Raw genomic sequence first — 22284 nt, forward strand, 5'->3', positions numbered from 1 at the left:
TTCCGATTGGCAAAGGAGGAACACGTCATGAGACTCAGAAGCGTTCTGGTTGCCGCGTTGCTGCTCGCACCAACGGCCGCATTGGCCGCGCCGGGCATCGTCACCGTCTCCACCGGCTTGCGTGCCGGACCGGGTTCGGGCTTTCCCCTGGTCGATCGCGTCCCGGAGGGCACCCGGGTCAACATCCATGGTTGCCTGCAGGGCAACGCGTGGTGCGATGTCAGCTTCTCGGACGATCGCGGCTGGGTGTCGTCGCAATATCTCGAATATCTCTACCGCAATCACTACGTCTATCTTCCCGATTATGTCGACGAGATCGACGTGCCGGTCGTTCCCTTCGTGCTTACCTCGTACTGGTCTAACTATTACGAGGGGCGGCCCTGGTATCGCCGCCACGCCTACTGGAACAATCACTGGACCTCGCATCAGCACTTCGCGAACCGGATGACGATCGATCCGCGCGCCGCCCGCATCGGTCGTGCCGCGACGCGCGATGCCGCGATCGCGCTCGGGCACAAGGACACAGGCGCCAGAGGCAATGCCGCAATCTCGGGACGCGACGCCGCGATCGCGAAACGCGACGCCGCTCTTGCCGGTCAACGTGCCGCTGCCGGACGCAACGATCGATTCGCGCACGAGCGAGCCAATACACAGAGCCGCAATGCGCGCGATGCGCAGGCGCGCATGATGCACGAGCAGGCTGCCGGTCGCGCCGCTGTTCGTGCGCAACCGATGGCGCGGATGCATGAGGCGCCGCGCATGTCGGCAGCGCCTGCGGCGCGTCCTGCGATGCCGCATGTGGCGCAGCCGAATGTGAGTCGTGGCGCGCCGATGAACGCGCATGCGCAAATGCCGGCGCCGCGCGCCGCAGCGCCCGTGATGCCGCATCCCGGTGGTGGCGGTGCTCCGCGCATCAACGCTACTCCGCCGCATGGTGGCGGCGCACCGGCCGGTGGTGCCGGTCATCCGAGACACTAACGTTGCTGCAAAAGCCCGGCCTTCGCGCCGGGCTTTTCGTTCGAGTGGACCGAGTTCCCTCCGCGTACAATTTAAGGCAGTTCTGCGCGGGCAGATTTCATCGATCGTAACATGTCTACTCAAAGGTGCGCGTATCCACTCGGGGCAGCGGGGCACGGGAGGATGTGATGAGACAGAGTCAGGCGGAGACGCGCCGCCAAAACGTCGCGAAGCGTTCGATGACCAAGGAGGCCAAGCAACTGACCGGCCTGATCGCCGGATTACGAAAATCGCTCGACGGCATCCACAAGGAGCGATCGAACAAGAAACTGTCCGGCGCCGAGATGGGCCTGCTCGACGAGCGCCGCAACAACCTGCTGCTCACCATTGCAGCATTGGACGACCGCCTGTCGGCGGTACAGGGGCTGATCGATCTCGGCCGCCCGCACGCCATCCGCGTCCACTAGCGGATTTCAGCGCTATCGGTTCCGTCGCGGCGGCGACGGGTCACCGTTCGGCCGGCGGATCTGCACAGCATAGGGATTGGCGTAGCACTGGGCGGACTGCCCGGAGGCTGTCGCCGCGCATTGCGCGATCGAGGTGAAACTGCAATCGATGGAACTCCCGTCGATGGTGTAGACCTCGATGCAGACGGGATAGCGCGGATCGTAGGTCTGCGCGGCCGCGGGCATGGCCCCGAACAAGCCCGCGGCAAGCAAAAGTTCCTTCAAGCTAGCCGACATCAGCGTACTCCGTCGCGCGCATGGAACCCGGGCGCGATGCTGCCGTGGATGGCACCAAATTGCCACGGTCCTGGCGAATTGCCGCCAAAGCCCGCTGCCACGAGGGAAGCGGGTGCAGGACAACGCAAGGGGATGCGCATTGGCCTACAAGATGATCGCAGAACGCGATAATGAGAAGTGCAGTTTCGCCCGCGAAAGCCGGCTGCTCATCGTGGCGAAAGCAAAGGTGTGGGCGAGCGAGGGGTGGCGCGTCGTCATCACCGACCAGGACGGCAAGGCCTATACCCCGCCCGAATTCGATCAGTTGCTGGCGGCCTGACCGCGCGACGGGTTCAGGGGACGACATTTGAGACCGCTGTTTCGACCGGGGCGCGACGTGATCGCGCCCTTGATGACTCTCGCAGGCGCCGCCATGCTGACGGCGACTGTCGCGTCCGCGCAAAATCTCGACGCCGGCAAGCCGCCTGCGAAACTCTTCGCGGACGGCTGCGCGACCTGCCACCGCAGCCCGCGGGGCCTGGCCAAGGGGCGTTTCAGCGTGACGCTCGCCTGGTTCCTGAAAGACCATTACGCCACCAGTTCCGACTCGGCCAAGGCGTTGGCCGCGTATCTGGAGTCGGTCGATGGACCGGCCCCGCGCGCGGCCGCAAAGCCCGGGGCGAAATCGTCCAGGTCCGCGCCGCGTCCGCCCAAGCCGGAGCAGGGCAACTAGATAGCCCAGCGATGCCGGCCTATCGAGCGGGTTTCGCGGTCTTCCGAGCTACCAATGACGAACAAGGTTCGCTAGCCGCGCCGGCGGGTCTGCGCAATCAGCCGATCGTGCACGGCGCGGAGATCGGCATTCATGCGGGTCTGTCCGGTCGTGACGTAGGACAGCCAGGCGCCGTCGGCGGCGAGCCGCACGACATGGAGATCGGGCGTGCCATCGGTTGCGTGATGGCGCTTCAGGCGAGCCTTCATCCAGCCGTTCCAGAGCCGGCGTAGCGGCGGATCGGTGACGACGACCATGCTCAGCGCGGCCCAGGGCGTGGCGAAGCCGAAGGCCCTGCCGGTGAAGACGGCGTTGACGTAGGCGCGCGTGAAGCTGCCACGCGGCTTCGGGTCCGCCTCCATGGCGGCGTCGATCTCGGCGTCGACGCGGGCGAGCAGGTCGACGAACAGGCCTTCGATCAGCGCCTGCTTGCTCGCAAAATGGTGGAACAGCCCGCCCTTGGTGACGCCGGCCGCCGCCGCGACGGCCTGCACCGTGACGCCGGATACGCCATGGTCCATTGCGATCGCGGCCGTGCAGTCGAGCAGGGCGCGCCGCACCTGTTCGGGCCGCTTGGCACGGGTGTAGGCGCTGCCCGGCATCAGTGCACCGTCGTCTCCGAGAACAGGTTGATGATCACGACGCCGGACACGATCAGCCCAATGCCGACGAAGGCCGCGGCATCCAGCACCTGGCGGAACAGCACGAAGGAGACCGTGGCGGTCAGGATGATGCCCACGCCGCCCCAGATCGCATAGGCGATGCTCAGCGGAATGACACGGATCGCCACCGAGAGCGCGTAGAACGAGGCGACATAGAACAGCACCATCGCCAGCGTCGGCCACGGGCGGGTGAATTGCGCGGATTGCTGCAGGAAGGCAGACGCCGTGACCTCGAGAACGATGGCGAGGGCAAGCGCCGCGTAGGCATTGAAGGCGGACGTCATGATCAACCCGGAAAAGTCACGCGAGAAAGATACCGCGCGGTAGGTATGTTTAGCACGCGAAGCACGGCCTTTGCCAGCAGGCAGTATCACGTGTGAGTGACGAGCCTGCGACAGGTTGTCGGCCCCGATGTGAGCAGACGAGGCAGCTCGTTCCGTGCCCGAAGCGCAGGCGACGCGGGCAGGCGGCGAGGGCGTCGTTGCTGTTCATGCCGGAGGCGTTGGCGATGGCATCGGATGCGACGGCACACTCTCCGCCGAGCCACGATGGCGTTGTGCGAAGTCGGCAAGCGGGTCTCGGCGACATGGCGGGCCGAGGGCGAAATCATGCGCGATATGGACGGGCCGGCCGCCACGTTCCGCACCTGTCTGGGAAATCGATATGCCGAAATCGTCCCTGAAATCTGGATTTGCAGCTCAATATCGGTTCGGATTTCGCCGGATCATGGGATAGCCTCGCTCAGCCCTTCGTCCAGCCGTCGAGCGCCGCGCCATGCATGTCCTCCGTCCCCAGTTTCGTATCGAGGAGCAGCGTGCGCTGGATTTCGCGAGCCAACGCGGTTTCGGCATGATCGTGGCGGCGGATGGTCGCGGCCCGCGCGCCTCGCATGTGCCGTTCGTGCTGGAACGGCACGACGGCCGCGCCATCGTGCAGGTCCACTTCACGGCCAGGAATCCGCTGGTCGAGCTCGCCGACGGGAGCAGACGCTTCCTGCTGATCGTCCCGGGCGACGATGCCTACGTCTCGAACGACTGGTACGCTTCGCGCGACAACGTCTCGACCTGGCTCTACGAGGCCGTGCATCTGTCCGGCGTGGCGCATCTGCGCGGCCAGGACGAGAGCCGTCCGCATGGCGACGCGCTGCTCGCGGTCGCCGAGGCGCGGTTGCCGAAGCAGCCCTGGGATCTCCGGCAGATGGAGCCCGGGAAACGCGAGACCATGCTGGCCGCGATCCGCGTCGTCGATCTCGTCGTCGATACCATCGAAGGACAGGCCAAGCTCAACCAGCACAAGAGCGATGCGGACCATGTCGCGGTGGCCGACCGACTGGCGCGGTCGGACGAGAGCGGACATCAGCGGCTGGCGCGGGCCATGCGGGCGCTGAGGCCGGGGCTGGGATACGAGATCCCGTAGCTCTGATGTCACGTGGTCCGGATAGATGCCGCGGGCCGGGACCTCCGATTTCGCTTCGCGCCATCCCGGCTGCGCTTGCCTTGCGCCACGATTGATCCTACGGACCACGCCATGCTCGTCATCTCCATTCAAAGCCAGGTCGTCCACGGCCATGTCGGCAACAGCGCGGCCGCCTATGCCATGCAGGCGGAGGGCGTGAACGTCGCCCAGGTGCCGACGACGCTGCTGTCGAACCATCCGCGCTATCCGACGCTGCGCGGGCGCGTGCTGGAGACCGAACTCGTGGCGGACCTGCTGCGAGGCGTCGAGGAGCGGGGCCTTGTCGACGAGGCCGCCGTGATCGTGACCGGTTATCTCGGCTCGCCCGGCAACGCGGTGGCGATCGCCGATTTCGTCGAACGCGCGCTGCGGCGGAATGCGAAGCTGGTCTATCTCTGCGATCCCGTGATCGGGGACGACGGTCGCGTCTATGTCGCGGACGGTATCCTGGACGTGGTTCGGCACCGGTTGCTGCCGGCCGCCCGCCTGATCACGCCGAACCAGTTCGAACTCGTGCTGCTGTCCGGCAGCTGCATTGCGGATGCTGACGGCTTGCGCGCGGCGTGCGCGGCGCTCGCGGGGCAAGGCCGGACCGATATCGTCGCCACCGGCTGCACGCTCGCCGACACACCGGCCGGGCAGGTGGAGACGATCCTGTGCGCGGACGGCGCGCTGTCGCGATTTGCGACGCAGCGCCTTCCGATCCGCCCCTATGGCACCGGCGATCTCCTGACGGGCCTGATCGCGGCGCATCTTGCCAAGGGTTCGGCGATCGAGGCGGCGGTGCGACTTGCCGTCGAGACCATTTTCGCCGTGCTGGTCCGCACGCAGCAGGCGGGATCGGACGAGATGCGTCTCGTGCCGCTGCCCGCGCCGGATCACAGCGCGTAGCGGCTCAGGTCGTCCGCATCGTGGTGGTCCGTGCCGATTTCTGCGGTTTCGCCGGCGCGCGCGCGGCGTGCACCTTCTGCGACTTCTTCGAGGCCGTCTGCGCCTTCTTCGGCTTGACGTTGGCGGCTTCCTTGCGATCGCTCGCGACGCCGCGGCGCGAAATGTATTCCTGCCCGTCGACCGGCCCGACATGCGGCGGATCGCGGCCGAGATAGGGCCGCCCGATGCCGAGCGACTTGCCGTTGGCGTCGACCCACTTCCACAGCGCTTCGGTCGAGACCCAGCGCTGCGCGCGGTTGTCGCCCTTGGTGCTCACGATGTCTGCGGCGAGGCCGTGACCGTAGCCGCCGCGGAAGCTGCCGCCGTGATATGAGCGATCGGACGCGGCCTTGAGGCCGCTCGCGATCGTCTGGCGATAGTCGTCTCGGAACGCACTGGTGATGCCCGGAGACAGGCCGGCGGCTTCGGCCGCGAGCAGTGTCCGAAACAGCTTCTGCTTGAAGGTGCGGTCCATGCCGCCGATGACGTAGTCCATCAGAGGCATGCGGGCGTGCTCGGCGGCCTTCGGATCCTTCCAGCCGAAATCCTCGTCGACGAGCTTCGTGAAGCTGCGCATCACGGTGACCGTCTTGCCCCTTCGCTTGACTGTGACGGCGCGGCGTTCCTCGACCCTGATCGAGTCTTCCTTCGGGGTGCGCTGATAGAGCGTCCAGAGGTAACGGTCGATGCAGGCGTCCATGGAAAAGCATTCGTCGAGCACGGCGACGGTGTCCGCGGGCGGCGAGGCCTTGCTCTCGCCGGCGACCGGCCCGCTCGCGATGGCCGCGGGTGACGGCAGCATCTCCGATGGCACGACATCGCCGGGATCGGCGGATGCGAGCTTGACCGAGGGCTCTTCAGCCGGCGTCGCGTCGGCGCTGGCGGGCGCCGCCTCGGGCGTGATCGCCGCTTGCGGCGCGTCGATCGTCGGCGCTTCGGCCGGCAGCAGTTCTGCCGGGTCGGCCGAGGCGAGCTTGACGGCGGGAACAGGTGTATCGGGATTGGTCGCCTCAGTCGCCGCAGGCCCCGGCGTCGCTGCCACGGCGGCCGCGATATCGGCAGTCAGGGCGATGCCATCATCGATGGTCGCGGCGTGGGGGATGTCGGCGAGTTCGATGCGGCTGAGATCTTTCGCGCGGGATACGGCACCCAGGTCAGCACCACTGTTCTGAACCAGAGCCGGGGCGTAGGCAGACAGCGAGAGCGCCAGCCAGCCGACCATCACGGCCGAGGGACACGACACTGCCACCAGAAGAGACCGCCGATCGTTCATGATCCCTGCCTCCAATAGGTTCTGTCGAACCGATCTTGCACAGCCAAGCACGCGGCGCATCAATTGTTCGGAGGATGGTGTGGCGGTGCAATGGCACATTTCGACGAGAAAAGGCTTTTCAAACGAGTGTTGCGCAAGCGCAACGCGGGTTCCATCGCGGTTCCCGGCGCTTTTGCGGCCGAAAATCCGGCGAATCCGCCGCCGATTGTCGTCAAATTGAACGAAGCGAATTTACTCAATCTTGGATTGTGTCAATGCATTTCTCGCGTGCCGGCGATGTCGGCAGACCTGGGAAGGAAAGTGACAGTGACATTGAGATTGAAGAACATACTGACCGAATTTGCCGCCGATGAGTCCGGCGCCACTGCCATCGAATACGGGCTGATCGCGGCGGGCATTGCACTCGCCATCATCGAAGTCATCTACGCACTCGGCACAAATCTGGTCGCCAAACTCCAATCGCTCGCCACGGCGTTGAAATAGGGCTCACGACCGCAAGTTGTGCTGCCATGCGCGACGTGGAATGTTGCAATGCAACAATACATATCGCGATGCAGCAAAACACGATTAGATGTGCTCCGGACCGTTTCTCAGGAGCATACCCCCATGAAAGCGTTGAAAGTCTCGATCGCAGCCGCCGTCCTTGCTGTCGCAAGTGGCACGGCAGGCATGGCGGCCGAGTTGCCGACCTATGAAGCACATGGTTTCCCGGCGTCGCCCGTGCAGGTTCGCGTACTCGGCGCCGCACATGTCGAGCAGCAGTCGGCCGCACCGGCCGCCGTCTCCCCGCATCAAGCGAGCGTGCTCACGCCGCGGAAACTGAAGACCGCGACGGTGACGACGGGCGCCGCCCGCTAAGCCAATCCGGCCTGCGACGATCGATGGCGCAATGCTGGTGCCGTCGATCGTTGCGCGCACGAAAGCGGTGAAGCTTGCGCGTACTTCCCGCGAGATCCAACGGCGGAGATCGCCCGCGGATGCGCGGATTGAGAGGTTGCCGGCAAAAAGATGCCGCGACGAAGACGATCATGTACGGCCGTTCAAAACGGCGCGCTGTTTTTAATGTTTGCTTCGGAGGTCGCATGCTTGATGCGGCCGCCGCCTCGTCGCGGCAGATTTTTGATCTGTTATCGGAGGCCGTCATGCCCGTTGCGCAGAAAGCCGTCATTGCCAGCAGCTCGCCGCGCGCGTTCATCGTCAAGCAGGTCGCGTTGTTCGCTGCGGCCGTGCTCTTCGTGTTCGTGTTGAGCTTGACTTACGGGCTGGATTTGAGCCCCGGATTTTTCTGAGACGGGATCGCGGGCAGGTCGGCGATCGTTGCCAGCAGGTCCTTGCGCCCTTCGGTGTGGCGCCATCGGCAAATCCGTCGACGTCAGTCTCCGACCTCGATGAGCCTGCTTGCCTTGATCGAGGACTTCGGAAGCTTGCCTTTTCTGGCCTTCTTCTCGGTCGCCTTCGTGATGACCGGATTTCGTTCGAGCCTGTGCAGGATGTGCTTCAGCAGCGCTTCCCGGTCGGACTTCTTCTTCAGCGCGTAATGCTTGATGGTGATCTCGAAGCGATCTTTCTTGGGATGATATTCGTGCTCGACTGACGGCTCTTTCGACATTGACGAAATCCTCACTGTCCGGTCGTCGGTATCCTCTTCCCGTTGACCCGCAGCTTAGACCCGATTTCGCCAGGGCCACACGGAATATTTTCGGAAGGTGCGGCGGCTGTTAGGAACGATCGGCTTGGGGGCGGCTTGATCGCTGCTGGGAGCGAACCACGGAGATCAAGATGGCACGCGACGAGCACAACAAGGCCGCTGAACATCACGAGAATGCTGCAAAGGCGCACCGGTCGGCGGCCGAGCACCACGACCGCGGCGATCACGCCAAGGGCAAGGAGCATGCCCAGGCTGCGAAGCAGCATTCACAGTCGGCTCATCAACACAGCGAGCAGGCCCACTCGAAAAGCCAGCAGCAGAAGTAGACCATGAAGAAAGGCCCGGCTGTTTGCCGGGCCTTTCTTTTTCGAGGGCTTTGGCGGACGAGCCGCAATCATTCGGCGGCGCCGCGTGCGGCCTTCTCGATGATCGCGGCGACCGCGGCCGGCTTCGAGACGTAGACAGCGTGGCTGCCGGCCACTTCCTCGACCTTGGCGTGGGCGCGTTCCGCCATCTGGCGCTGGGCGGGCGGCGGGATCATCTTGTCGTCCTTGGCGACGAGATACCAGGTGGGCTTCACCTTCCAGGCGGGTTCGGTGACGGCGCCCTGCAGCGCGGCGACACCCCACGGCACCTGAGAGGCCGCCATGAACCGGGCCACTTCCGGCTTCACGTCGGCGGCGAAGGAGGCCGCGAACTTGGCGCTGTCGAGGAAGAGATAGCCGTCCTTCGGAGGCAGGATCGGCGGCACCGGTGCGCCCGGGGGCGGGTTCGCGATCAGCGAGTTGACGGACTCACCCTTGTCCGGAGCGAATGCCGTGACATAGACGAGACCGGCGACCTTCGGGTCGGTGCCGGCTTCCGACACCACGACCCCGCCATAGGAATGGCCAACCAGGATCACCTTGCCGTCGGCAGCTGCGATCGCGCGCCTGGTCACGGCCACGTCGTCGGCCAGGGAATTGGTCGGGTTCTGGACGATCGTCACCTTGTAACCGTCCTTGCTCAGGATCTTGTAGACATCGGCCCAGCCCGAGCCATCGACGAAACCGCCATGGACCAGCACGATGGACTTCACGGGGGTGGGGGCGGCGGCGTGAGCGGGAGCGGCGGCCAGGGCCAGGGAGGTGGCGGCAGCGGCGAGAATCTTGCGGGTCATGTCCGTTTCCTTTGTGTTTTGCGCGATATTGATTGTCGCGATAAACATCTGATAGCGCGGTTCCGCGCCCCTTGTCGAGAAAATAATTATCACGATATTGTTTTTTGTGGTAATTAGCTGGGACTTCAGGAGATTTTGCCATGCCCGCCCAGACCCGTGACCCGCTGCCGCTCGACGCGCATCTCTGCTTTTCGGTTTATTCGACGATGATTGCGATCAACCGCCTGTACAAGCCGATGCTCGACGAGCTCGGAGTGACGTATCCGCAGTATCTCGTGCTCTCGGCGCTGTGGGAGCGGGACGGTCAGACCATCTCGGAGATCGCCGAGCGGCTCGCGCTGGAGCCATCGACCATCACGCCGTTGATGAAGCGCCTCGAGGCCGCACGCTTCGTGACACGCCAGCGCAATCCCGACGACGAGCGGCAGGTGCATGTCCATCTCACCGACAAGGGTCGCAAGCTGCGCGGCAATGTGTCCTGCCTGACGGACGCGCTGCTCGCCCATTCCGGCCTCAAGGCGCCGGAGATGATCGCGCTGAACAAGCAGATGCAGAGTTTCAGGGATGCACTGGTGGAGCGCGGGGAGGAGTAGGGCCGTTCCGACGCTTCCAAATTTCGTTCGTCATCACGGCACGCCCGTCAGAACGCGCCCGCGCGTCCTTCAGGCCGCATACAAGGGATCGCTACGCCGCCGCTGACCGTCGCCACGAAAATGACGGGACGAGGCAGGTTGCCTCAAGTCCAATCCTTCACTTTCGGGAAGCATGCCCGCTTGTTGCGGCTCCAGACGTAATCCGAACCGCCGCAAGGCGGGCGGGCACGGGACGTGGCCGGGCATTCGTTCCAGACTCGCGCGCCCGTGCTCCAGCCATCGGCGACGCACGCGCCGGTGGCTGTGCTGTGACAGCCGGGACCGCAATCATCGGCGGCACTCGCCGTGCAGATCGCAAGCAGGAGTATCACGGGGGCCGCACTGACTGACATGAGGCGGGGAAGGTGCCTGGTCATGCACTCGCTCCTTCATACCGATGTCCGTTCCGGTTTCGCACAGACCGGGCCGTGGGCCTGTCTGCCGCATCGCCGGAGAGCATAGCACCAAAGCCTGTATCGGCCTGTATCGGCGGACGCTGGTGCAGGTGCGTCGCGCGAGGGCAACCGACTACATCCGCCGTGGTTCCATTCCTATATGAGCTCGAGCTCATGGAAGGATCGTTATGTCCGGGAAGGTTTCGAAATCCGCCGCGCCGATGGTCGTGCGCCCACGCCGCCTGGCGCCGGTTCTGGTCTGCCGCAAATGCCTCAAGCGCAGTGCCGACGGCGGCGACGTCCGCCGCGCGCTGAAGTCCGAGTTGAAGGCGACGAGGCGCGAGGGCACGAAGCCGGCGAAACTCGTGATGACGGGATGCTTCGGCCTGTGCCCGAAGCGATCTGTCGTGGTCGCGAGCGGCGCCAGCCTGAAACGTCAGGAGTACGTGCTGGTCGAGGCAAGCGAGCAAGTGCCGCGGGCGCTGGCGCTGCTGAACGAGGACGCCGAATGACGCTGCGTCGCGCGGACGCCATCCGCCCACGCCGGCAACTGACGCCGCAGAAGGCCCGTCGCCGCGCTCACCAATACGGATCGCCGTAAGGGTCGATCACATAGGGTGGGGGCATCCAGGGTTCTCGCGGCGGTCTGAGCCGCCGGGGTGGAGCCGCCTGGACATGCTGCTGGCGCGCATTCGCTTCGCTCTCCCTGACAACGCTCCGCGCCACGGGTTTGGCAGGCGCAGGGGGCGGGGGTACCGAGGACGCGGATGGCGGAGCCGACGCTGGCGGAGCGACGGCTGCGGATTTGGAGGATGAGGAGGACGCCGATAGCGCGGTAAGCTGCGTCTGCAGCGCTTGCACCTGCGCGGCGAGGCGCGCGCTGTCGGCTGCGTCCTTCTCCTGTGCGGTCCTGAGTTGCTGGATGGTCTCGGCCTGCTCGCGAACTGTCTGCTCTTGGCGGCTCTTCAGTTGCTCGAGCTTGTCGTTCATGCTCGCGAGCTGGTCCGTGACGGCCTTGAGCGACTGCGCCAGCTCGGCGGATTTCGGATCGGGGGGCGTGACGGCCGCGGGCGAATTGCTTTCCGCGTCCTTGTGCACCGGCGGCGCCGGAACGGGCACCTGATCATCGGCCGCAGCCAACTGGACCTTCGGGGAGGTCACGGCGCCGTGAGCCTCGGCCACGTCCCGGGATGTGTTCGATGCCGGCGGAGCCCATCGCGCCATGATCGCTCTCGCCTGGTCGCGGTATTGCGAAGCGAACGCGGCGCCGAGAAGGCCTGCCGCCAGCAACAATCCGACCACGGCCCGCAGCATGGTCCGCTTCGCCTTCGGCGCTTGATGGGGAATCTCGCTTTGCGGCGATGATGAGGTTTGCGCGGGAGCCGGGGCGGACGCTGGCTCCGCACTTGCGCTTGCCGGCGAGGCCGACGGGCCGTCGTTGCCGCGTTCCATTCCGGAAACCAGCCGATCGAGCCGCGCAAGGTCTTCTTCGGCGCTCTTGATCTGTTCATACGCCCGCGTCAGATCGCCATCGGCGCGTGGTGTGTCCGGCTTCGGGTCGTTCGTCTGAGGCACTGATGCGCTCTCCATCCAGTCCTGCGTCAACGGAATGAGTGCGGCAGTCCGATATCGTCGTGAGGATAGTCCTCGCCGCAGTCCAACACAACGCGAGCGCGACGGAGAAATTATGGCGGGAGACTCCTTCGGGGCGCGCCGCGGTGAACGGGCGGTCCGGGCAGATCAACACGCTGTGACGGCGAGGGTGTTGACGTGGGGCCGGTCACTCGATGACGTCGTCAGCCCGCGCGAGCAGCGCCGGCTGCACGGTCAGGCCGATCGCGCGGGCCGTCCGGAGGTTGAAGCGAAGCTCGAAATTGGTCGGCAGCTGGATCGGCAGATCCCGGGGCGCGGTGCCGCGCAGGATCCTGTCGACATAGGTCGCCGCCAGCCGGTAATGGTCCGCGGTGCGATTGGCATAGGCCAGCAGGCCACCATCGGTGACGTAGCTCTCGATCGGCGATGTCGATGGCATCCCCGCCGCAGCCGCGAGCTCGGCGCAGCGTTTGACGGGAAGGCTCGGCTGCACGATCACCGCCTCGATGCCGCCGTCCTTCAATTCGGTGAAAGCGGACGGCAGATCGCCCGACGCGCGGATCGTCTTGACGGCCAATTCGAAACCTTGCCGCGACGCGGCGAGCTTCGACTGATCGACGAAGGTCGCAGTGAACAGATCGCCCTCGTTGGCGAGCGCGGCAAGCTTGCGGGCTTTGGGCAACAGCTCGCGCAGGAGCTCGATGTTCTTGGCGACGAGTTCGGATGTGGCGCTGCCGACGCCCGTAATGTTGCCGCCCGGCTGGGCAAGGCTGCTCACGATCCCCGTGGCAACGGGATCGCCGGCGCCGGCCATGACGATCGGGATGGTGGACGTCGCCTGCTTCGCCGCGCGCACGGCGGGCGTGAGCCAGGTGACGATGACGTCGACGCGCTCATTCACCAGTCCGGCGGCGAGCGCCGGCAGTGCGGACGCGTCGTGAAGCCTGGAGGGCACGATGGTGCGGAGGTTCTTGCCCTCGCTGTAGCCGAGCTTGCCCATCTCGCTCGCAAGCGCGTTCAGGAACAGGGCGGGATCGCGATTGCCGGTCACGAGCACACCGATCGTCGCTGTCTTCGGTTGCGCCAGCGCCAGCCGCGGGGCTGCGGACAAAGCCAACAAAACGATGACGTCACGCCGCTTCATGCCGGGGACCACGGTATTGCCGTGGACGATGATAGTGGGGAGGAAGCGAAATTGCCACAGCCGCGGGCGTGGCAATGGGTCTCAAGGCGAGAGGCGCGCGAGCGGCCGTGACGGTTGTTCCGTCACCGGCCTGGGCACTCACCGGGCCTTCGCGGATTGAGAGACGCCCCGCCCGACAGCCGAAGCCGGCAGCCCCTCGGGCAGGGACAAGCGAGGCGGCTAACCGAGATTGTCGATCGACTCGGGTTGGCCGATCGAGGCCAGTGTCGTGCCGTCAAATCGACTGAGCTGAAGATGGTGGATCGCCCGATAGTCCGTCGGTGAGTTCCAAACGCCGATGCCGTCGATGAACATCGGCGGCGTGACACCGCTGAGGGTCGTCGACTGCTTCAGCAAGTTCTCGCGGCTGAGCTCATGTCCGCAACGCCTGAGCGCCTGTTCGATCATGTAGGCATTGTTGTAGCCCGGCAGCGCCGCCGCGTTGTTGAGGTCGAGGTTCGGCATGTACTTGGCGGCGAAAGCCTTGAACTCCTTCACCGCGGGATGCTCGGCCTGGGTCGGATCAGCGGGATTGCGTTCCCATATCGCGGTGATCACGCCCTTTGAAGCTTCGGCGCCGGCCGGGATGAACGTGGTGCTGATCGAGCCCGCATTGGAGGCGACGATGTGCATGGGGTGCCAGTCCATGCCGGCAGCCGCGCGAATGCCCTGTGCTGCGAACTTGGACTGCGTGAACTGGATCAGGACGTCAGCCCCGGACGCCTTGAAGTCGACGATCTGCGCGTCGATGGTCGGGTCCGAGAGCTCGTGGCTCAGCTCCTTCACGATCATGCTCGATGCCTTCTCGCCGAGGCCCTGCTTGAGGCCCTTCACATAGTCCCGGCCGAGGTCGTCATTCTCGAACTGGACGGCAATTTTCGCCGAGGGGCGCTCCTTCAGGATGTGCTTGGCAAACAGGGCGCCCTGGGCGGCGTAGATGGGATAGAACGGAACGATCCAGGGAAAATTCTTCGGGTCGTTGAAACGCTCGGCTCCGGACGTCAGGAAGAGATTGGGCACGCCTTTGCCGTTCAGATACTTCTGAATCGCAACATTGGTCGGCGTTCCCAGCGATCCGGCGATGGCGAAGACCTCTTCGGACTCGACGAGCTTGCGCGTCTGCTCCAGCGCCTTGGGAGGGCTGAACGCATTGTCGAGCGAGATCAGATTGACCTTGCGGCCGTTGATCCCGCCGCGATCGTTGACCATCTGGAAATAGGCGACCTGCGCTTGGCCGTAGGCGGCCGCGGTTGAGGCCGGTCCACTGTAATAGGCGGTCGTTCCGAGCTTGACCTCGGAATCCGTCACGCCGGGGCCGGCGCTGGTCGCGGCCACTGCACGTCTGGAGATGCCGGCGAGTGCCGCCGTGGCCGCACCAAGGCGAAGAACGGAACGGCGCGAGAAACTGGTCATGATCGTCCTCTTGTCGATGTGTTCAAGCAAGCGGCGCCGGATCGTGCGAACCGGCGCTGAGCGGCGATTAAGGCCGGCTGTCCGCGACCCGCTGCGTCAGCGTCCGCCCCGAGATCAGCGATGGTGTTTCGAGTGCCGCCGGTGCCGACAGGAATTTCCGCATTGCCGCGGGATCGCGTTTGCGTTCTCGCAGGACCGAGAGGTCGCGCTCCAGGCGCTCCTCGTCGGCGGAATTGAAGACCAGCCGGAGGCTTTCGCTTGAGATCGGCGAGGTCACCTCGTGATAGATTTTCAAGCGTTGTTCAGAATAGCGATCGAGCACCTCGTCGCCGGCGCTGCCGTGGACCACGGCCGCGAGCGCCTCGCTCAATGCGAAGGAATCGTACAATCCGCCCATGAGGCCGAACCCGCTGGTCGGGTTGGTGATGTGAGCGGCATCGCCCGCGAGCACGACGTGGCCGACGCGGTAGGTGGCGGCCGTGCGCTGGTGCATGTTGTAGGCGGTATGCAGGACGAGATCGTATTTCTTGTCGCCGGGAAGGACGTGCTGGATGAAATCCCGGATCCGGCCGCTCACCGTTTCCAGCGGCTGCGTGGTCTGCTCGGCGAAGGTGAAGCGCCAGAGGCCGTCGAGATTGATCTTGTAGACGACCGCGCCGTAGACGGGGTCGACCAGATAGCCCGAATTCCAGCCGTATTTTTCGAAGTCGTAATAGATATTCGTCACCACGAAGCGCTGTGGCCATGTGAAGCCGTCCATGGTCAATCCGACGGCCTTGCGCACGGCGCTGCGACCGCCATCCGCTCCGACGACCCAGCGAGCTTCGTATTCCACGGGCGTCCCGGCTTTATCGGCCCGGACGACGACCTTTCCCGATGTGTCGGTCAAGCCGGTGAACTTCGTGCCCCAGTCGATCGTGACGTTCGGATACCGTTCGAGATGCTGCAGCACGACCTGCGCGAGCACGTCCTGACCCAAGGTCAGATTATAGGGGCGATCGGTGATGCCGCGAACGGCGTCGTGGTTGTAGACGATGGTTTCGCCGGTCCTGAAGATGCGCCAGCAGCGATCGTCGATGGGATGGCCCGCCGCGATCAGGTCGTCGAGCACGCCGAGCAACTCGAGCCCGGGCAAGATCGTCCACGCGTAGGAGATCGCGCGGGGCGAATACACTATGCCGTCCTCGGCCTCCAGCAGCTTCACCGTCACGCCCCGCTGGGCAAGCCCGAGCGCCGTCATCAAGCCCACCGGGCCGCCGCCTACGATCAATACGTCCGTCATGCCATCCCCATTCCTCGTCGACGCCGCGCGCATTCCCCCAGAGCTCAGAACGTGCCGGGGTAGGCGCCGCCGTCGATGAGGATGTTTTGTCCCGTGATGTAACCGGCCTGAGCCGAGCACAGAAAAGCGCAGGTCGCCCCGAATTCGTCGGGGTGGCCGAACCTCTTCGTCGGGTTGGCGGACCTGACATCCTCCGTGACGTCCGCCACGTCGCGCGAGGAGTTCTTCGCAAGCGCGGCGAGGTTCGACTTCAGCCGGTCGGTATCGAACGTGCCGGGCAACAAATTGTTGATGGTCACATTGTGCTCGGCAACCGAACGGGACAGTCCGGCGATGAAGCCGGTCAACCCGGTCCGCGCGCCGTTGGACAGTGCGAGCATGGCGACAGGTGCCTTCACCGCATGCGACGTCACGTTGACGATGCGACCGAATTTGCGGTCGATCATGCCGTCCAGGGTCGCCTTGATCAGCGCGATCGGCGCCAGCATGTTGCCGTCGAGCGCCTTGATCCAGTCGTCGCGCTCGAATTTGCGGAAATCACCTGGCGGAGGGCCACCCGCATTGTTGACCAGAATGTCCGGCGCGGGACATGCCGACAGCAGCGCGTCGCGACCGTCCTTGGTGGTGACGTCGGCGACGACCGGGGTCGGCCGGTTTCCCGTGAGCTTGCCGATGTCGTCCGCGGTCGCCTCCAGCACCTCGCGGCGCCTCGCCGCGATGAAAAGCGCGACGCCCTCGCGAGCCAGTGCGACGGCACTCGCCCGGCCAAGTCCCTGGCTTGCCGCGCATACGATTGCCTTCCGGCCCTTCAACCCCAGATCCATGTTTCCTCGCCGATATGCTTGGCGCCGTGATCCCAGCGCCGGTTGTTTTTTACTTGTTGGGGAGTGCCATGCCGGCAGGCTTCGCGCCCCACATGCAGAAGCTGGTCGGCTCGAAGCCGAACTGCCGTGGCCTGTGCGTTGCTTCATCCTCGATTTCGTCGACGCCGACGGAGTATTCGAAGATCATGCCGTCCGGGCCCTTGAAGTAGAGGAAGCGCGCGCCCGAGGTCGGATGCCGCCCGGGGCCGAACACGATCGGCACCCGCTTGTCGTTGAGGAAATAATAGGAGCGCAATACGTCGTCGCTGCTCTCGACTTGGTGGTTGATGTGCTGGATTCCGGCGGTCGGCGCCCGGACCAGCGCGATGGTGTGATGGATGGCGTTGACGCGCATCAGCGGGATATCGCCGATCCGGTCGCTGACGCGAGCATTGCAGACCTGGGTCCAGAACCGCTCGTCGCGGGCCGGGTCGGTGGAGTTCAGGCCGATGTGGCTGAAGCCGGTGATGCCGGCATCGCGGCTGGCGAAATAGCGCCGTCCGCTGCGTTCCGGGCGAACGACGAGTTCGATGTGATTGCCCGTCGGGTCACGAAAGCCGATGAACGCCTTTACCTTGCGTTGCTCGGCTTCCTCAGCGGTTCCGGCGTGGACGGCGTGACCGAGCGATTCGAGCGTGGACGCAGCGTCCTGCAGGCTCGCTTCGTCCTCGACCTCGAAGCCTACGGTCTGGCTGCGTGCATCGCCCTCCGAATAGCACAAGGTGTGCGCCCGGTCGTCTGAGCGCAGATAAAGCTCCTTCTTGCCGCGCTCCGCGATCTGCAGGCCGAGACAGGTGGTCGCAAAGGACTCGGCTGACTCCAGGTCGGGGGAGCCGAGACGGACATAGCTGACATCCTTGAGCTGGATCATGCTGCTTCTCTCTCTTGTTCAGACGTGCGCGCTCAGTTCCGGCACGTCCTTGCTCTCGCTGCCCCAATCACACAGCGATGTCGCGGTCAGGGGAAACTGCCGCGCCAGCCGTGGTGTGTCGCCGCACTCCGCCATGCCGTTGACGTAGGAAAAGATCAGGCCATCCGGTCCCGCAACGTGGAGGAAGGTCTGGCGCGAGGCGGGCTCCCGGCCTGGCCCCTGCACGATCTTGATCTGGCTTTCCTGCATGAAATAGCTGTTCTGCATGACCTGATCGAGCGCCTCGACCTCGAACGCGGAGTAGAGCAGCCCGTTGCGCTTCGAAGGATAGAGCGCGATGCGGTGATGCATCCCGTCGATCCGCAGATAGGCGATGTCGCCGACCCAGTCGCTGACTTCAGCGCCGACCGCTTTCCAGAACGCGAGATCGCGGACGTGGTCCGTGGTGCGAAGCCCGATGCCGTGGAACTGGACGATGCCGGCATCGCGTGTGGGGAAATAGCGCCGGCCGCTGCGGGTGGGGCGCACGACGAGATCGATCCGGTTCTTCGATGCATCCTCGGTCAGCAGCGCGGATTGGACATGGCGGCGCTGACATTCGACCGGCTCGGCGCGCCTCGCCGTAAATCCGAGCGCGGTGAGACGTTCGGCGATGGTGTCCAGCGCCTTGTCGTCCCAGACCTCGATCCCGACACTGGCGGCTTCGTTCGAATGGCTGGCGAGGCTGACGGTGCGATAGCGGTCGTCCGAGCGGAAGGCGATCTCGCCATCCTGCTCCGCGACGCGCTGCAGGCCGAAGATGTCCGAGACGAAGCGGGCGCTCGCCTGTAACTCGCTGACCGCGAGACGGACGTAGCAGACGGCGGTGACGAGAGGGGTGGCGTGACCGTTCTTCATCGCGTCCGCGCCTTCGTGGATTGCGCTTCGAGGAAAATCTTGATCATGCGCCGCCATACCGAAAACAGCTCGTCGAACCATTTCGGGTCGTTGTCCCAGAGCGTACGGAGCGCCATGCCGCGGACGAGGCTGAGCGTCAGCGCAACGATGTCGGCCGCCAGCGACGACGGCACGCCGCTGGCCGCGAGGGCCTCGGTCCAGGCGGTTTCGGCGGGGCGGCGGGCTTTCCGGGAAATCTCCAGGATCTGCTTGCGAACGGCGTCATCCGTGGATGTCGACAGCACGATGTCGATGGCGACCATGAAGTGCTCGCTGAAGAAGAATTCGCGGGCGTCCTCGATGACGGCTTCGATCAGGTCGCGCGGGCGGTTGACGGCGGCGGCGCGGCGGCGGCTCATGATCTGAGCCTGTTCGAACACGTATTCCAGCGTGGCGACGACGAGCGAGTCCTTGGTCGGGAAGTGATGCAATTGCGCGCCGCGCGACATGCCTGCTTCCGCGGCAACATCCGCGGTTCGGAACCGGGCGTAGCCCCGCCGGCGGATGAGATTGGCGGCCGCCTTGAGGAGTTGCGTGCGCGTGGCTTCTGTCCGCTCGGCCTGAGTCCGCCGCCGCGTGGCGCCGAGAGGGCGGCGGGCTGTCTTTCGCGGTGTGGTCAGGGGGGCGGGGCGCTGTGCCATCTTAAACCTCGATCTGGACCTTGCCGTCGACGATCGTCACTGGGTAGGTCTTCAGCGGAATCTCACAAGGCATACCGGTCGGCTCGCCGGTGGTCACGTCGAAGGTCCCGAAATGGAACGTGCATTCCACGGTTTTCCCGTTCAGGAGACCTTCGAGCGATAGCGAAGCTTCGCCGTGCGTGCACATGTCGGCCGTTGCGTAGATCGCTCCCTCGACACGGTAGAGGGCGACGTTCGAGCCGTCGGGCAGGGGAGCTTGCTTGATTTCGCCTTCGGCGACGTCGTCCGCGGCGCAAAGGATGACTGTTTGACTCATGGCGAGAACCTAAAGCATCGTGCTGCCGCCGTTGACGCTGATGACCTGCCCGGTCACGAACGAAGCCTCGGCGGAGGCAAGATATGAAACCATGGACGCCACTTCCTCCATCTCCGCGGGGCGGCCCATGGGAATGACGCTCACGAACTTGGCGGCGAGCGCCGGATCGCTCTTGGTGATCGCGACCATCTGCGGCGTGTTCACGGCGCAAGGCGCGACCGTATTGATGGTGATGCCGTCCGCGGCAAACTCGCGGGCCATGCCGGTGGTCAACCCGTGCACGCCGCCCTTGGCTGCGTTGTAGGCGGCGTGATCCCAGAGGCCGTTGCGCACGGAATCGGCTCCGAGATTGACGATGCGGCCGTAGCGCTGGGCCCGCATTTTCGGCACGGCGTACCAGGAGCACCACAGCACGGTCCATAGATTGCGGTCGATCGTGGTCCTGAGCGTCTCGGGGGAATGCTCGGAAAAGGGCTTGATGATGCCGCCGCCCGCATTGTTGACGAGGATGTCGAGCCGTCCGAAGGCCTCGCCGGCGAGGTTGATCGTCTTCTCGGCGATGCTCTGCTCCGCCAGATCACCCGCGCAGCTCGCGACCTCGGCACCGTATTCCGTCTTCAGGCGGCTCGCTGCCTCCTTCAATCCCCCCGCGTCGAGGTCGGCGATGACGAGCTTGGCTCCATCGCGCGCCAGCCGCTCTGCGATCGCCAGGCCGATGCCCTTGGCGGCACCCGTCACGACGGCGACGTTGTCATGAAGTTTCTTGTTCATTGATCCGGTTTCTCTAGAGAATGATGCTGACGCGCCCTTGCGTCCGCAGGCCTTCGCTGTCGAGGAGACAGCGCTTTTCCTTGATCCGCAGACGGCCATTGTCCATGACGATCCGGTAGCGAATGCTACCGAAATAGGTGTCGGTGACGCCGTCCTTGGTGCGATAGGTGATGAAGGAGGAGCCGACCTCGAGCTCGGCCTCGCTGCGATTGCGAATGCGAACATTGCTGACGAGGTGCCGCGTGCGGGAGTGCGGAAACTCGGCGTGCGCCGTTCGCTTCATCAGCCGCTTGACGCGCTCCGACAGGCGGAAACGGTCATCGGCGACATAGAAGAGGGTCTTGTCGGGCGAAGAGTCCGCGGCAACGTCGGTCGACGGGACGTAGTAGATCGCATCCTCGGTGAAGAGTTCGAGCCACTCGGGTAGGCGCCATTCATCGAGCAGATCGGCCTCGGTGAACAGGAAGTCTTCAATGTCGGCGCGGGAGACGTTCTGCATAGCTCTGCCCCTCAGATCGACGCCTGGAACACGTGCTTGTTCCAGTTCGACCAGAACGCGCGCATCTGCAGTTCGTCGTCGTAGGCCGGAACCGGCTTGCCCATGCCCTTGGAGATATCGTTCCACTGCGCCTCCGCCGAGTTGCGGAAGCCGCGCTGGCACTGCTCCAGCGCCTCGACGTCATCAGGCGTGGCGAAGCCGCCGGGCCCCAGGAATTCGAGGAAATTGTAGAGGCGGTATTTGCGGGCCCAATCGGTCTCTTCTTTCGGCGCCAGCGCCCAGGCGCTGATGTTCATGAAGTCGGGCGCGATCGGGTAATAGGTCCGGATGGTGACCGCCATGATGTCGTTCACGACGAGATTGGGAAACACGAACAGGTTCCGGTTGAAGAGCGCGATGCGCTTGGCGCGCTCTTCGCCGTGCCGCTTGACCAGATCCTGATAGAGACGGTCGACTTCCTTCTTGCCGTCTTCGCCCCACATCGGGATCCATTGCGCGACCGGACGTCCCCACGGAGCCTTGTATTCCAGCACGGCGTGGCCGTTGCCGAGGTCGCGCGCCGCGCCTTCAAGCGGAACGGGAGCGAGGCCGCCATTGGTGGCCTTCAGATAGTCGAAATAGGTCGCATGCGTCGTGAGCGCGTGATAGCCGTCGATCGAATTCTCGGTCAGCAGCTTCCAGTTGGCGCGCATGGAGTATTCCTGCGTGCCGCCGACGATGGTCATGCCGGCTTCGGCCTGATCGGCAATGACGTCGAGATATTCCTTCACCGCCCCGAGATAACTGTCGAGGCTCTCGGCATTCCTGTCGAAACAGACGAAATTGAAGTCGCGATAGCCCTCGAAGCGCGCCACCTGCTGCATGTTCGACGTGCTGCGCTCCTTGAAGTCGGGCGCGTAGGAGGCCTCGCCCGGTTGGCTGCGCAGGGCCCCGTCCAGGCCGAACACCCAGCCATGGTAGAAGCACTGGAAAGATTTTGCGCTGCCGTGCTTCTCGCGGCACACCTGCGCGCCGCGGTGCGGGCAGGTGTTCAGCATGGCGCGGAGTACGCCCTTGGCATCGCGTGCGAAGAGGATGTTGCGGCCGCCGACCTGGCGCGTGACGAAGTCGCCGGGCTTGGGGACCTCGGAGCTGTGACCGAGGTAGAGCCAGCATTTGTCGAAGATCCGGCTCCGCTCGGCCTCGAGGATGTCGGGATCGACGAAGGCCTGACGGGAAACCTTGAAGATCTGCTTGGCCTCGTCGACCATGAGCGCCGTATTCATCCGCTCGAACGCGTTCATTGGCGGTGTCTCCCTCGGAAGGTTCTGT

The 22284-nt window shown here is 64.8% G+C and carries 31 protein-coding genes; 12 read left to right on the top strand and 19 right to left on the bottom strand.

Translation table 11 applies throughout. The features are described 5' to 3' along the window. Positions 1-27: 27 nt before the first annotated feature. Complete coding sequence (locus tag QM712_RS10305) at positions 28-978, top strand: SH3 domain-containing protein (protein WP_415022986.1); 951 nt, start codon at positions 28-30, stop codon at positions 976-978. A 167-nt stretch (positions 979-1145) separates the two neighbouring features. After that, entirely contained in the window at positions 1146-1424 is a 279-nt protein-coding gene (locus tag QM712_RS10310; RefSeq protein WP_415022987.1) for a hypothetical protein, read from the top strand. Between the two features lie 12 nt (positions 1425-1436). On the opposite strand, the gene QM712_RS10315 is transcribed toward QM712_RS10310, so the two are convergent. After that, a complete protein-coding gene (locus QM712_RS10315; protein ID WP_415023065.1) occupies positions 1437-1703 on the bottom strand; it encodes a DUF3551 domain-containing protein in 267 nt (88 codons plus the stop codon). A gap of 109 nt (positions 1704-1812) precedes the next feature. Between QM712_RS10315 and QM712_RS10320 the strand changes: the two genes are divergently transcribed. Together QM712_RS10320 and QM712_RS10325 are read left to right on the top strand one after the other, a co-directional pair. Further along, complete coding sequence (locus QM712_RS10320) at positions 1813-2019, top strand: hypothetical protein (protein ID WP_415022988.1); 207 nt, start codon at positions 1813-1815, stop codon at positions 2017-2019. 72 nt (positions 2020-2091) lie between these two features. Then, complete coding sequence (locus QM712_RS10325) at positions 2092-2412, top strand: hypothetical protein (protein WP_415022989.1); 321 nt, start codon at positions 2092-2094, stop codon at positions 2410-2412. A 71-nt stretch (positions 2413-2483) separates the two neighbouring features. Here QM712_RS10325 and QM712_RS10330 read toward each other — a convergent pair whose 3' ends face one another. Together QM712_RS10330 and QM712_RS10335 are read right to left on the bottom strand one after the other, a co-directional pair. Further along, positions 2484-3053: a TetR family transcriptional regulator gene (locus tag QM712_RS10330; RefSeq protein WP_415022990.1), complete on the bottom strand. Its 570-nt coding sequence runs from the start codon at positions 3051-3053 to the stop codon at positions 2484-2486. Then, the gene (locus tag QM712_RS10335; protein WP_415022991.1) at positions 3053-3397 is read right to left on the bottom strand and encodes a DMT family transporter; all 345 of its coding nucleotides are present in this window, start codon (positions 3395-3397) and stop codon (positions 3053-3055) included. Before QM712_RS10335 ends, QM712_RS10330 begins: the two co-directional genes overlap by 1 nt. Positions 3398-3887: 490 nt before the next feature. Between QM712_RS10335 and QM712_RS10340 the strand changes: the two genes are divergently transcribed. Both QM712_RS10340 and pdxY read left to right on the top strand, forming a co-directional pair. Beyond that, positions 3888-4529, top strand: coding sequence for an FMN-binding negative transcriptional regulator (locus tag QM712_RS10340; RefSeq protein ID WP_415022992.1), 642 nt, complete (start codon positions 3888-3890; stop codon positions 4527-4529). A 111-nt stretch (positions 4530-4640) separates the two neighbouring features. After that, positions 4641-5459, top strand: a complete 819-nt coding sequence (gene pdxY / locus QM712_RS10345; RefSeq protein ID WP_415022993.1) for a pyridoxal kinase — start codon at positions 4641-4643, stop codon at positions 5457-5459. A gap of 4 nt (positions 5460-5463) precedes the next feature. Here pdxY and QM712_RS10350 read toward each other — a convergent pair whose 3' ends face one another. Continuing rightward, entirely contained in the window at positions 5464-6771 is a 1308-nt protein-coding gene (locus QM712_RS10350) for a hypothetical protein (RefSeq protein WP_415022994.1), read from the bottom strand. 318 nt (positions 6772-7089) lie between these two features. Between QM712_RS10350 and QM712_RS10355 the strand changes: the two genes are divergently transcribed. The 3 genes from QM712_RS10355 to QM712_RS10365 all read left to right on the top strand — a co-directional run bounded on the left by QM712_RS10355 (position 7090) and on the right by QM712_RS10365 (position 8060). Beyond that, positions 7090-7254 (top strand): Flp family type IVb pilin, encoded by a 165-nt coding sequence (locus QM712_RS10355; protein WP_415023066.1) that lies wholly within the window; start codon positions 7090-7092, stop codon positions 7252-7254. A gap of 123 nt (positions 7255-7377) precedes the next feature. Next, positions 7378-7629, top strand: coding sequence for a hypothetical protein (locus QM712_RS10360; protein WP_415022995.1), 252 nt, complete (start codon positions 7378-7380; stop codon positions 7627-7629). Positions 7630-7853: 224 nt separating this feature from the next. Further along, positions 7854-8060 (top strand): hypothetical protein, encoded by a 207-nt coding sequence (locus QM712_RS10365; protein ID WP_415023070.1) that lies wholly within the window; start codon positions 7854-7856, stop codon positions 8058-8060. Positions 8061-8143: 83 nt separating this feature from the next. On the opposite strand, the gene QM712_RS10370 is transcribed toward QM712_RS10365, so the two are convergent. Further along, positions 8144-8380, bottom strand: a complete 237-nt coding sequence (locus QM712_RS10370; RefSeq protein WP_415022996.1) for a hypothetical protein — start codon at positions 8378-8380, stop codon at positions 8144-8146. Positions 8381-8550: 170 nt separating this feature from the next. Between QM712_RS10370 and QM712_RS10375 the strand changes: the two genes are divergently transcribed. Continuing rightward, positions 8551-8745, top strand: coding sequence for a hypothetical protein (locus QM712_RS10375; protein ID WP_415022997.1), 195 nt, complete (start codon positions 8551-8553; stop codon positions 8743-8745). A 68-nt stretch (positions 8746-8813) separates the two neighbouring features. Here the strand turns inward: QM712_RS10375 and QM712_RS10380 are convergent, their stop codons facing one another. Beyond that, positions 8814-9578, bottom strand: coding sequence for an alpha/beta fold hydrolase (locus QM712_RS10380; protein WP_415022998.1), 765 nt, complete (start codon positions 9576-9578; stop codon positions 8814-8816). 140 nt (positions 9579-9718) lie between these two features. Here QM712_RS10380 and QM712_RS10385 point away from each other — a divergent pair, with 140 nt between their 5' ends. After that, positions 9719-10171 (top strand): MarR family winged helix-turn-helix transcriptional regulator, encoded by a 453-nt coding sequence (locus tag QM712_RS10385; protein ID WP_415022999.1) that lies wholly within the window; start codon positions 9719-9721, stop codon positions 10169-10171. Positions 10172-10314: 143 nt separating this feature from the next. Here QM712_RS10385 and QM712_RS10390 read toward each other — a convergent pair whose 3' ends face one another. Then, positions 10315-10563, bottom strand: coding sequence for a GCG_CRPN prefix-to-repeats domain-containing protein (locus tag QM712_RS10390; protein WP_415023067.1), 249 nt, complete (start codon positions 10561-10563; stop codon positions 10315-10317). 230 nt (positions 10564-10793) lie between these two features. Between QM712_RS10390 and QM712_RS10395 the strand changes: the two genes are divergently transcribed. Further along, positions 10794-11117, top strand: a complete 324-nt coding sequence (locus QM712_RS10395) for a hypothetical protein (protein WP_415023000.1) — start codon at positions 10794-10796, stop codon at positions 11115-11117. A 67-nt stretch (positions 11118-11184) separates the two neighbouring features. Here the strand turns inward: QM712_RS10395 and QM712_RS10400 are convergent, their stop codons facing one another. From QM712_RS10400 to QM712_RS10455, 12 genes are all read right to left on the bottom strand, one after another. Further along, a complete protein-coding gene (locus tag QM712_RS10400; RefSeq protein ID WP_415023001.1) occupies positions 11185-12180 on the bottom strand; it encodes a hypothetical protein in 996 nt (331 codons plus the stop codon). A gap of 205 nt (positions 12181-12385) precedes the next feature. After that, positions 12386-13342 (bottom strand): ABC transporter substrate-binding protein, encoded by a 957-nt coding sequence (locus QM712_RS10405; protein ID WP_415023002.1) that lies wholly within the window; start codon positions 13340-13342, stop codon positions 12386-12388. A 219-nt stretch (positions 13343-13561) separates the two neighbouring features. After that, a complete protein-coding gene (locus QM712_RS10410; protein ID WP_415023003.1) occupies positions 13562-14794 on the bottom strand; it encodes an ABC transporter substrate-binding protein in 1233 nt (410 codons plus the stop codon). A 67-nt stretch (positions 14795-14861) separates the two neighbouring features. After that, positions 14862-16076 (bottom strand): FAD-dependent oxidoreductase, encoded by a 1215-nt coding sequence (locus QM712_RS10415; RefSeq protein WP_415023004.1) that lies wholly within the window; start codon positions 16074-16076, stop codon positions 14862-14864. Between the two features lie 44 nt (positions 16077-16120). After that, a complete protein-coding gene (locus tag QM712_RS10420) occupies positions 16121-16900 on the bottom strand; it encodes an SDR family oxidoreductase (RefSeq protein WP_415023005.1) in 780 nt (259 codons plus the stop codon). Positions 16901-16949: 49 nt separating this feature from the next. After that, positions 16950-17810: a VOC family protein gene (locus QM712_RS10425; protein ID WP_415023006.1), complete on the bottom strand. Its 861-nt coding sequence runs from the start codon at positions 17808-17810 to the stop codon at positions 16950-16952. Positions 17811-17828: 18 nt separating this feature from the next. Next, complete coding sequence (locus tag QM712_RS10430; protein WP_415023007.1) at positions 17829-18707, bottom strand: oxidoreductase; 879 nt, start codon at positions 18705-18707, stop codon at positions 17829-17831. After that, positions 18704-19387 (bottom strand): TetR/AcrR family transcriptional regulator, encoded by a 684-nt coding sequence (locus tag QM712_RS10435; RefSeq protein WP_415023008.1) that lies wholly within the window; start codon positions 19385-19387, stop codon positions 18704-18706. The genes QM712_RS10430 and QM712_RS10435 overlap by 4 nt, the downstream gene beginning before the upstream one ends. Position 19388: 1 nt before the next feature. After that, a complete protein-coding gene (locus tag QM712_RS10440; protein ID WP_415023009.1) occupies positions 19389-19703 on the bottom strand; it encodes a non-heme iron oxygenase ferredoxin subunit in 315 nt (104 codons plus the stop codon). A gap of 9 nt (positions 19704-19712) precedes the next feature. Continuing rightward, on the bottom strand, positions 19713-20474 hold the full coding sequence (locus QM712_RS10445) for an SDR family NAD(P)-dependent oxidoreductase (protein WP_415023010.1): 762 nt from the start codon (positions 20472-20474) through the stop codon (positions 19713-19715). A 13-nt stretch (positions 20475-20487) separates the two neighbouring features. Next, positions 20488-20973: an aromatic-ring-hydroxylating dioxygenase subunit beta gene (locus QM712_RS10450; RefSeq protein WP_415023011.1), complete on the bottom strand. Its 486-nt coding sequence runs from the start codon at positions 20971-20973 to the stop codon at positions 20488-20490. An 11-nt stretch (positions 20974-20984) separates the two neighbouring features. Further along, a complete protein-coding gene (locus tag QM712_RS10455) occupies positions 20985-22256 on the bottom strand; it encodes an aromatic ring-hydroxylating oxygenase subunit alpha (protein WP_415023012.1) in 1272 nt (423 codons plus the stop codon). Positions 22257-22284: the final 28 nt, after the last annotated feature.

The organism is Bradyrhizobium sp., assembly GCF_047605465.1.
Taxonomy (GTDB): domain Bacteria; phylum Pseudomonadota; class Alphaproteobacteria; order Rhizobiales; family Xanthobacteraceae; genus Bradyrhizobium.

Excerpts from the sequence above, each read along its gene's own strand:
- QM712_RS10335 (WP_415022991.1), bottom strand. The coding sequence starts at position 3,397 with ATGACGTCCGCCTTCAATGCCTACGCGGCGCTTGCCCTCGCCATCGTT.
- QM712_RS10375 (WP_415022997.1), top strand. The coding sequence starts at position 8,551 with ATGGCACGCGACGAGCACAACAAGGCCGCTGAACATCACGAGAATGCT.
- QM712_RS10420 (WP_415023005.1), bottom strand. The coding sequence starts at position 16,900 with ATGGATCTGGGGTTGAAGGGCCGGAAGGCAATCGTATGCGCGGCAAGC.
- QM712_RS10450 (WP_415023011.1), bottom strand. The coding sequence starts at position 20,973 with ATGCAGAACGTCTCCCGCGCCGACATTGAAGACTTCCTGTTCACCGAG.
- QM712_RS10430 (WP_415023007.1), bottom strand. The coding sequence starts at position 18,707 with ATGAAGAACGGTCACGCCACCCCTCTCGTCACCGCCGTCTGCTACGTC.
- QM712_RS10325 (WP_415022989.1), top strand. The coding sequence starts at position 2,092 with ATGACTCTCGCAGGCGCCGCCATGCTGACGGCGACTGTCGCGTCCGCG.
- QM712_RS10370 (WP_415022996.1), bottom strand. The coding sequence starts at position 8,380 with ATGTCGAAAGAGCCGTCAGTCGAGCACGAATATCATCCCAAGAAAGAT.
- QM712_RS10390 (WP_415023067.1), bottom strand. The coding sequence starts at position 10,563 with ATGTCAGTCAGTGCGGCCCCCGTGATACTCCTGCTTGCGATCTGCACG.
- QM712_RS10435 (WP_415023008.1), bottom strand. The coding sequence starts at position 19,387 with ATGGCACAGCGCCCCGCCCCCCTGACCACACCGCGAAAGACAGCCCGC.
- QM712_RS10385 (WP_415022999.1), top strand. The coding sequence starts at position 9,719 with ATGCCCGCCCAGACCCGTGACCCGCTGCCGCTCGACGCGCATCTCTGC.
- QM712_RS10440 (WP_415023009.1), bottom strand. The coding sequence starts at position 19,703 with ATGAGTCAAACAGTCATCCTTTGCGCCGCGGACGACGTCGCCGAAGGC.
- QM712_RS10405 (WP_415023002.1), bottom strand. The coding sequence starts at position 13,342 with ATGAAGCGGCGTGACGTCATCGTTTTGTTGGCTTTGTCCGCAGCCCCG.
- QM712_RS10330 (WP_415022990.1), bottom strand. The coding sequence starts at position 3,053 with ATGCCGGGCAGCGCCTACACCCGTGCCAAGCGGCCCGAACAGGTGCGG.
- QM712_RS10305 (WP_415022986.1), top strand. The coding sequence starts at position 28 with ATGAGACTCAGAAGCGTTCTGGTTGCCGCGTTGCTGCTCGCACCAACG.
- QM712_RS10310 (WP_415022987.1), top strand. The coding sequence starts at position 1,146 with ATGAGACAGAGTCAGGCGGAGACGCGCCGCCAAAACGTCGCGAAGCGT.
- QM712_RS10425 (WP_415023006.1), bottom strand. The coding sequence starts at position 17,810 with ATGATCCAGCTCAAGGATGTCAGCTATGTCCGTCTCGGCTCCCCCGAC.
- QM712_RS10415 (WP_415023004.1), bottom strand. The coding sequence starts at position 16,076 with ATGACGGACGTATTGATCGTAGGCGGCGGCCCGGTGGGCTTGATGACG.
- QM712_RS10395 (WP_415023000.1), top strand. The coding sequence starts at position 10,794 with ATGTCCGGGAAGGTTTCGAAATCCGCCGCGCCGATGGTCGTGCGCCCA.
- QM712_RS10365 (WP_415023070.1), top strand. The coding sequence starts at position 7,854 with ATGCTTGATGCGGCCGCCGCCTCGTCGCGGCAGATTTTTGATCTGTTA.
- QM712_RS10360 (WP_415022995.1), top strand. The coding sequence starts at position 7,378 with ATGAAAGCGTTGAAAGTCTCGATCGCAGCCGCCGTCCTTGCTGTCGCA.
- pdxY (WP_415022993.1), top strand. The coding sequence starts at position 4,641 with ATGCTCGTCATCTCCATTCAAAGCCAGGTCGTCCACGGCCATGTCGGC.
- QM712_RS10455 (WP_415023012.1), bottom strand. The coding sequence starts at position 22,256 with ATGAACGCGTTCGAGCGGATGAATACGGCGCTCATGGTCGACGAGGCC.
- QM712_RS10380 (WP_415022998.1), bottom strand. The coding sequence starts at position 9,578 with ATGACCCGCAAGATTCTCGCCGCTGCCGCCACCTCCCTGGCCCTGGCC.
- QM712_RS10445 (WP_415023010.1), bottom strand. The coding sequence starts at position 20,474 with ATGAACAAGAAACTTCATGACAACGTCGCCGTCGTGACGGGTGCCGCC.
- QM712_RS10410 (WP_415023003.1), bottom strand. The coding sequence starts at position 14,794 with ATGACCAGTTTCTCGCGCCGTTCCGTTCTTCGCCTTGGTGCGGCCACG.
- QM712_RS10350 (WP_415022994.1), bottom strand. The coding sequence starts at position 6,771 with ATGAACGATCGGCGGTCTCTTCTGGTGGCAGTGTCGTGTCCCTCGGCC.
- QM712_RS10340 (WP_415022992.1), top strand. The coding sequence starts at position 3,888 with ATGCATGTCCTCCGTCCCCAGTTTCGTATCGAGGAGCAGCGTGCGCTG.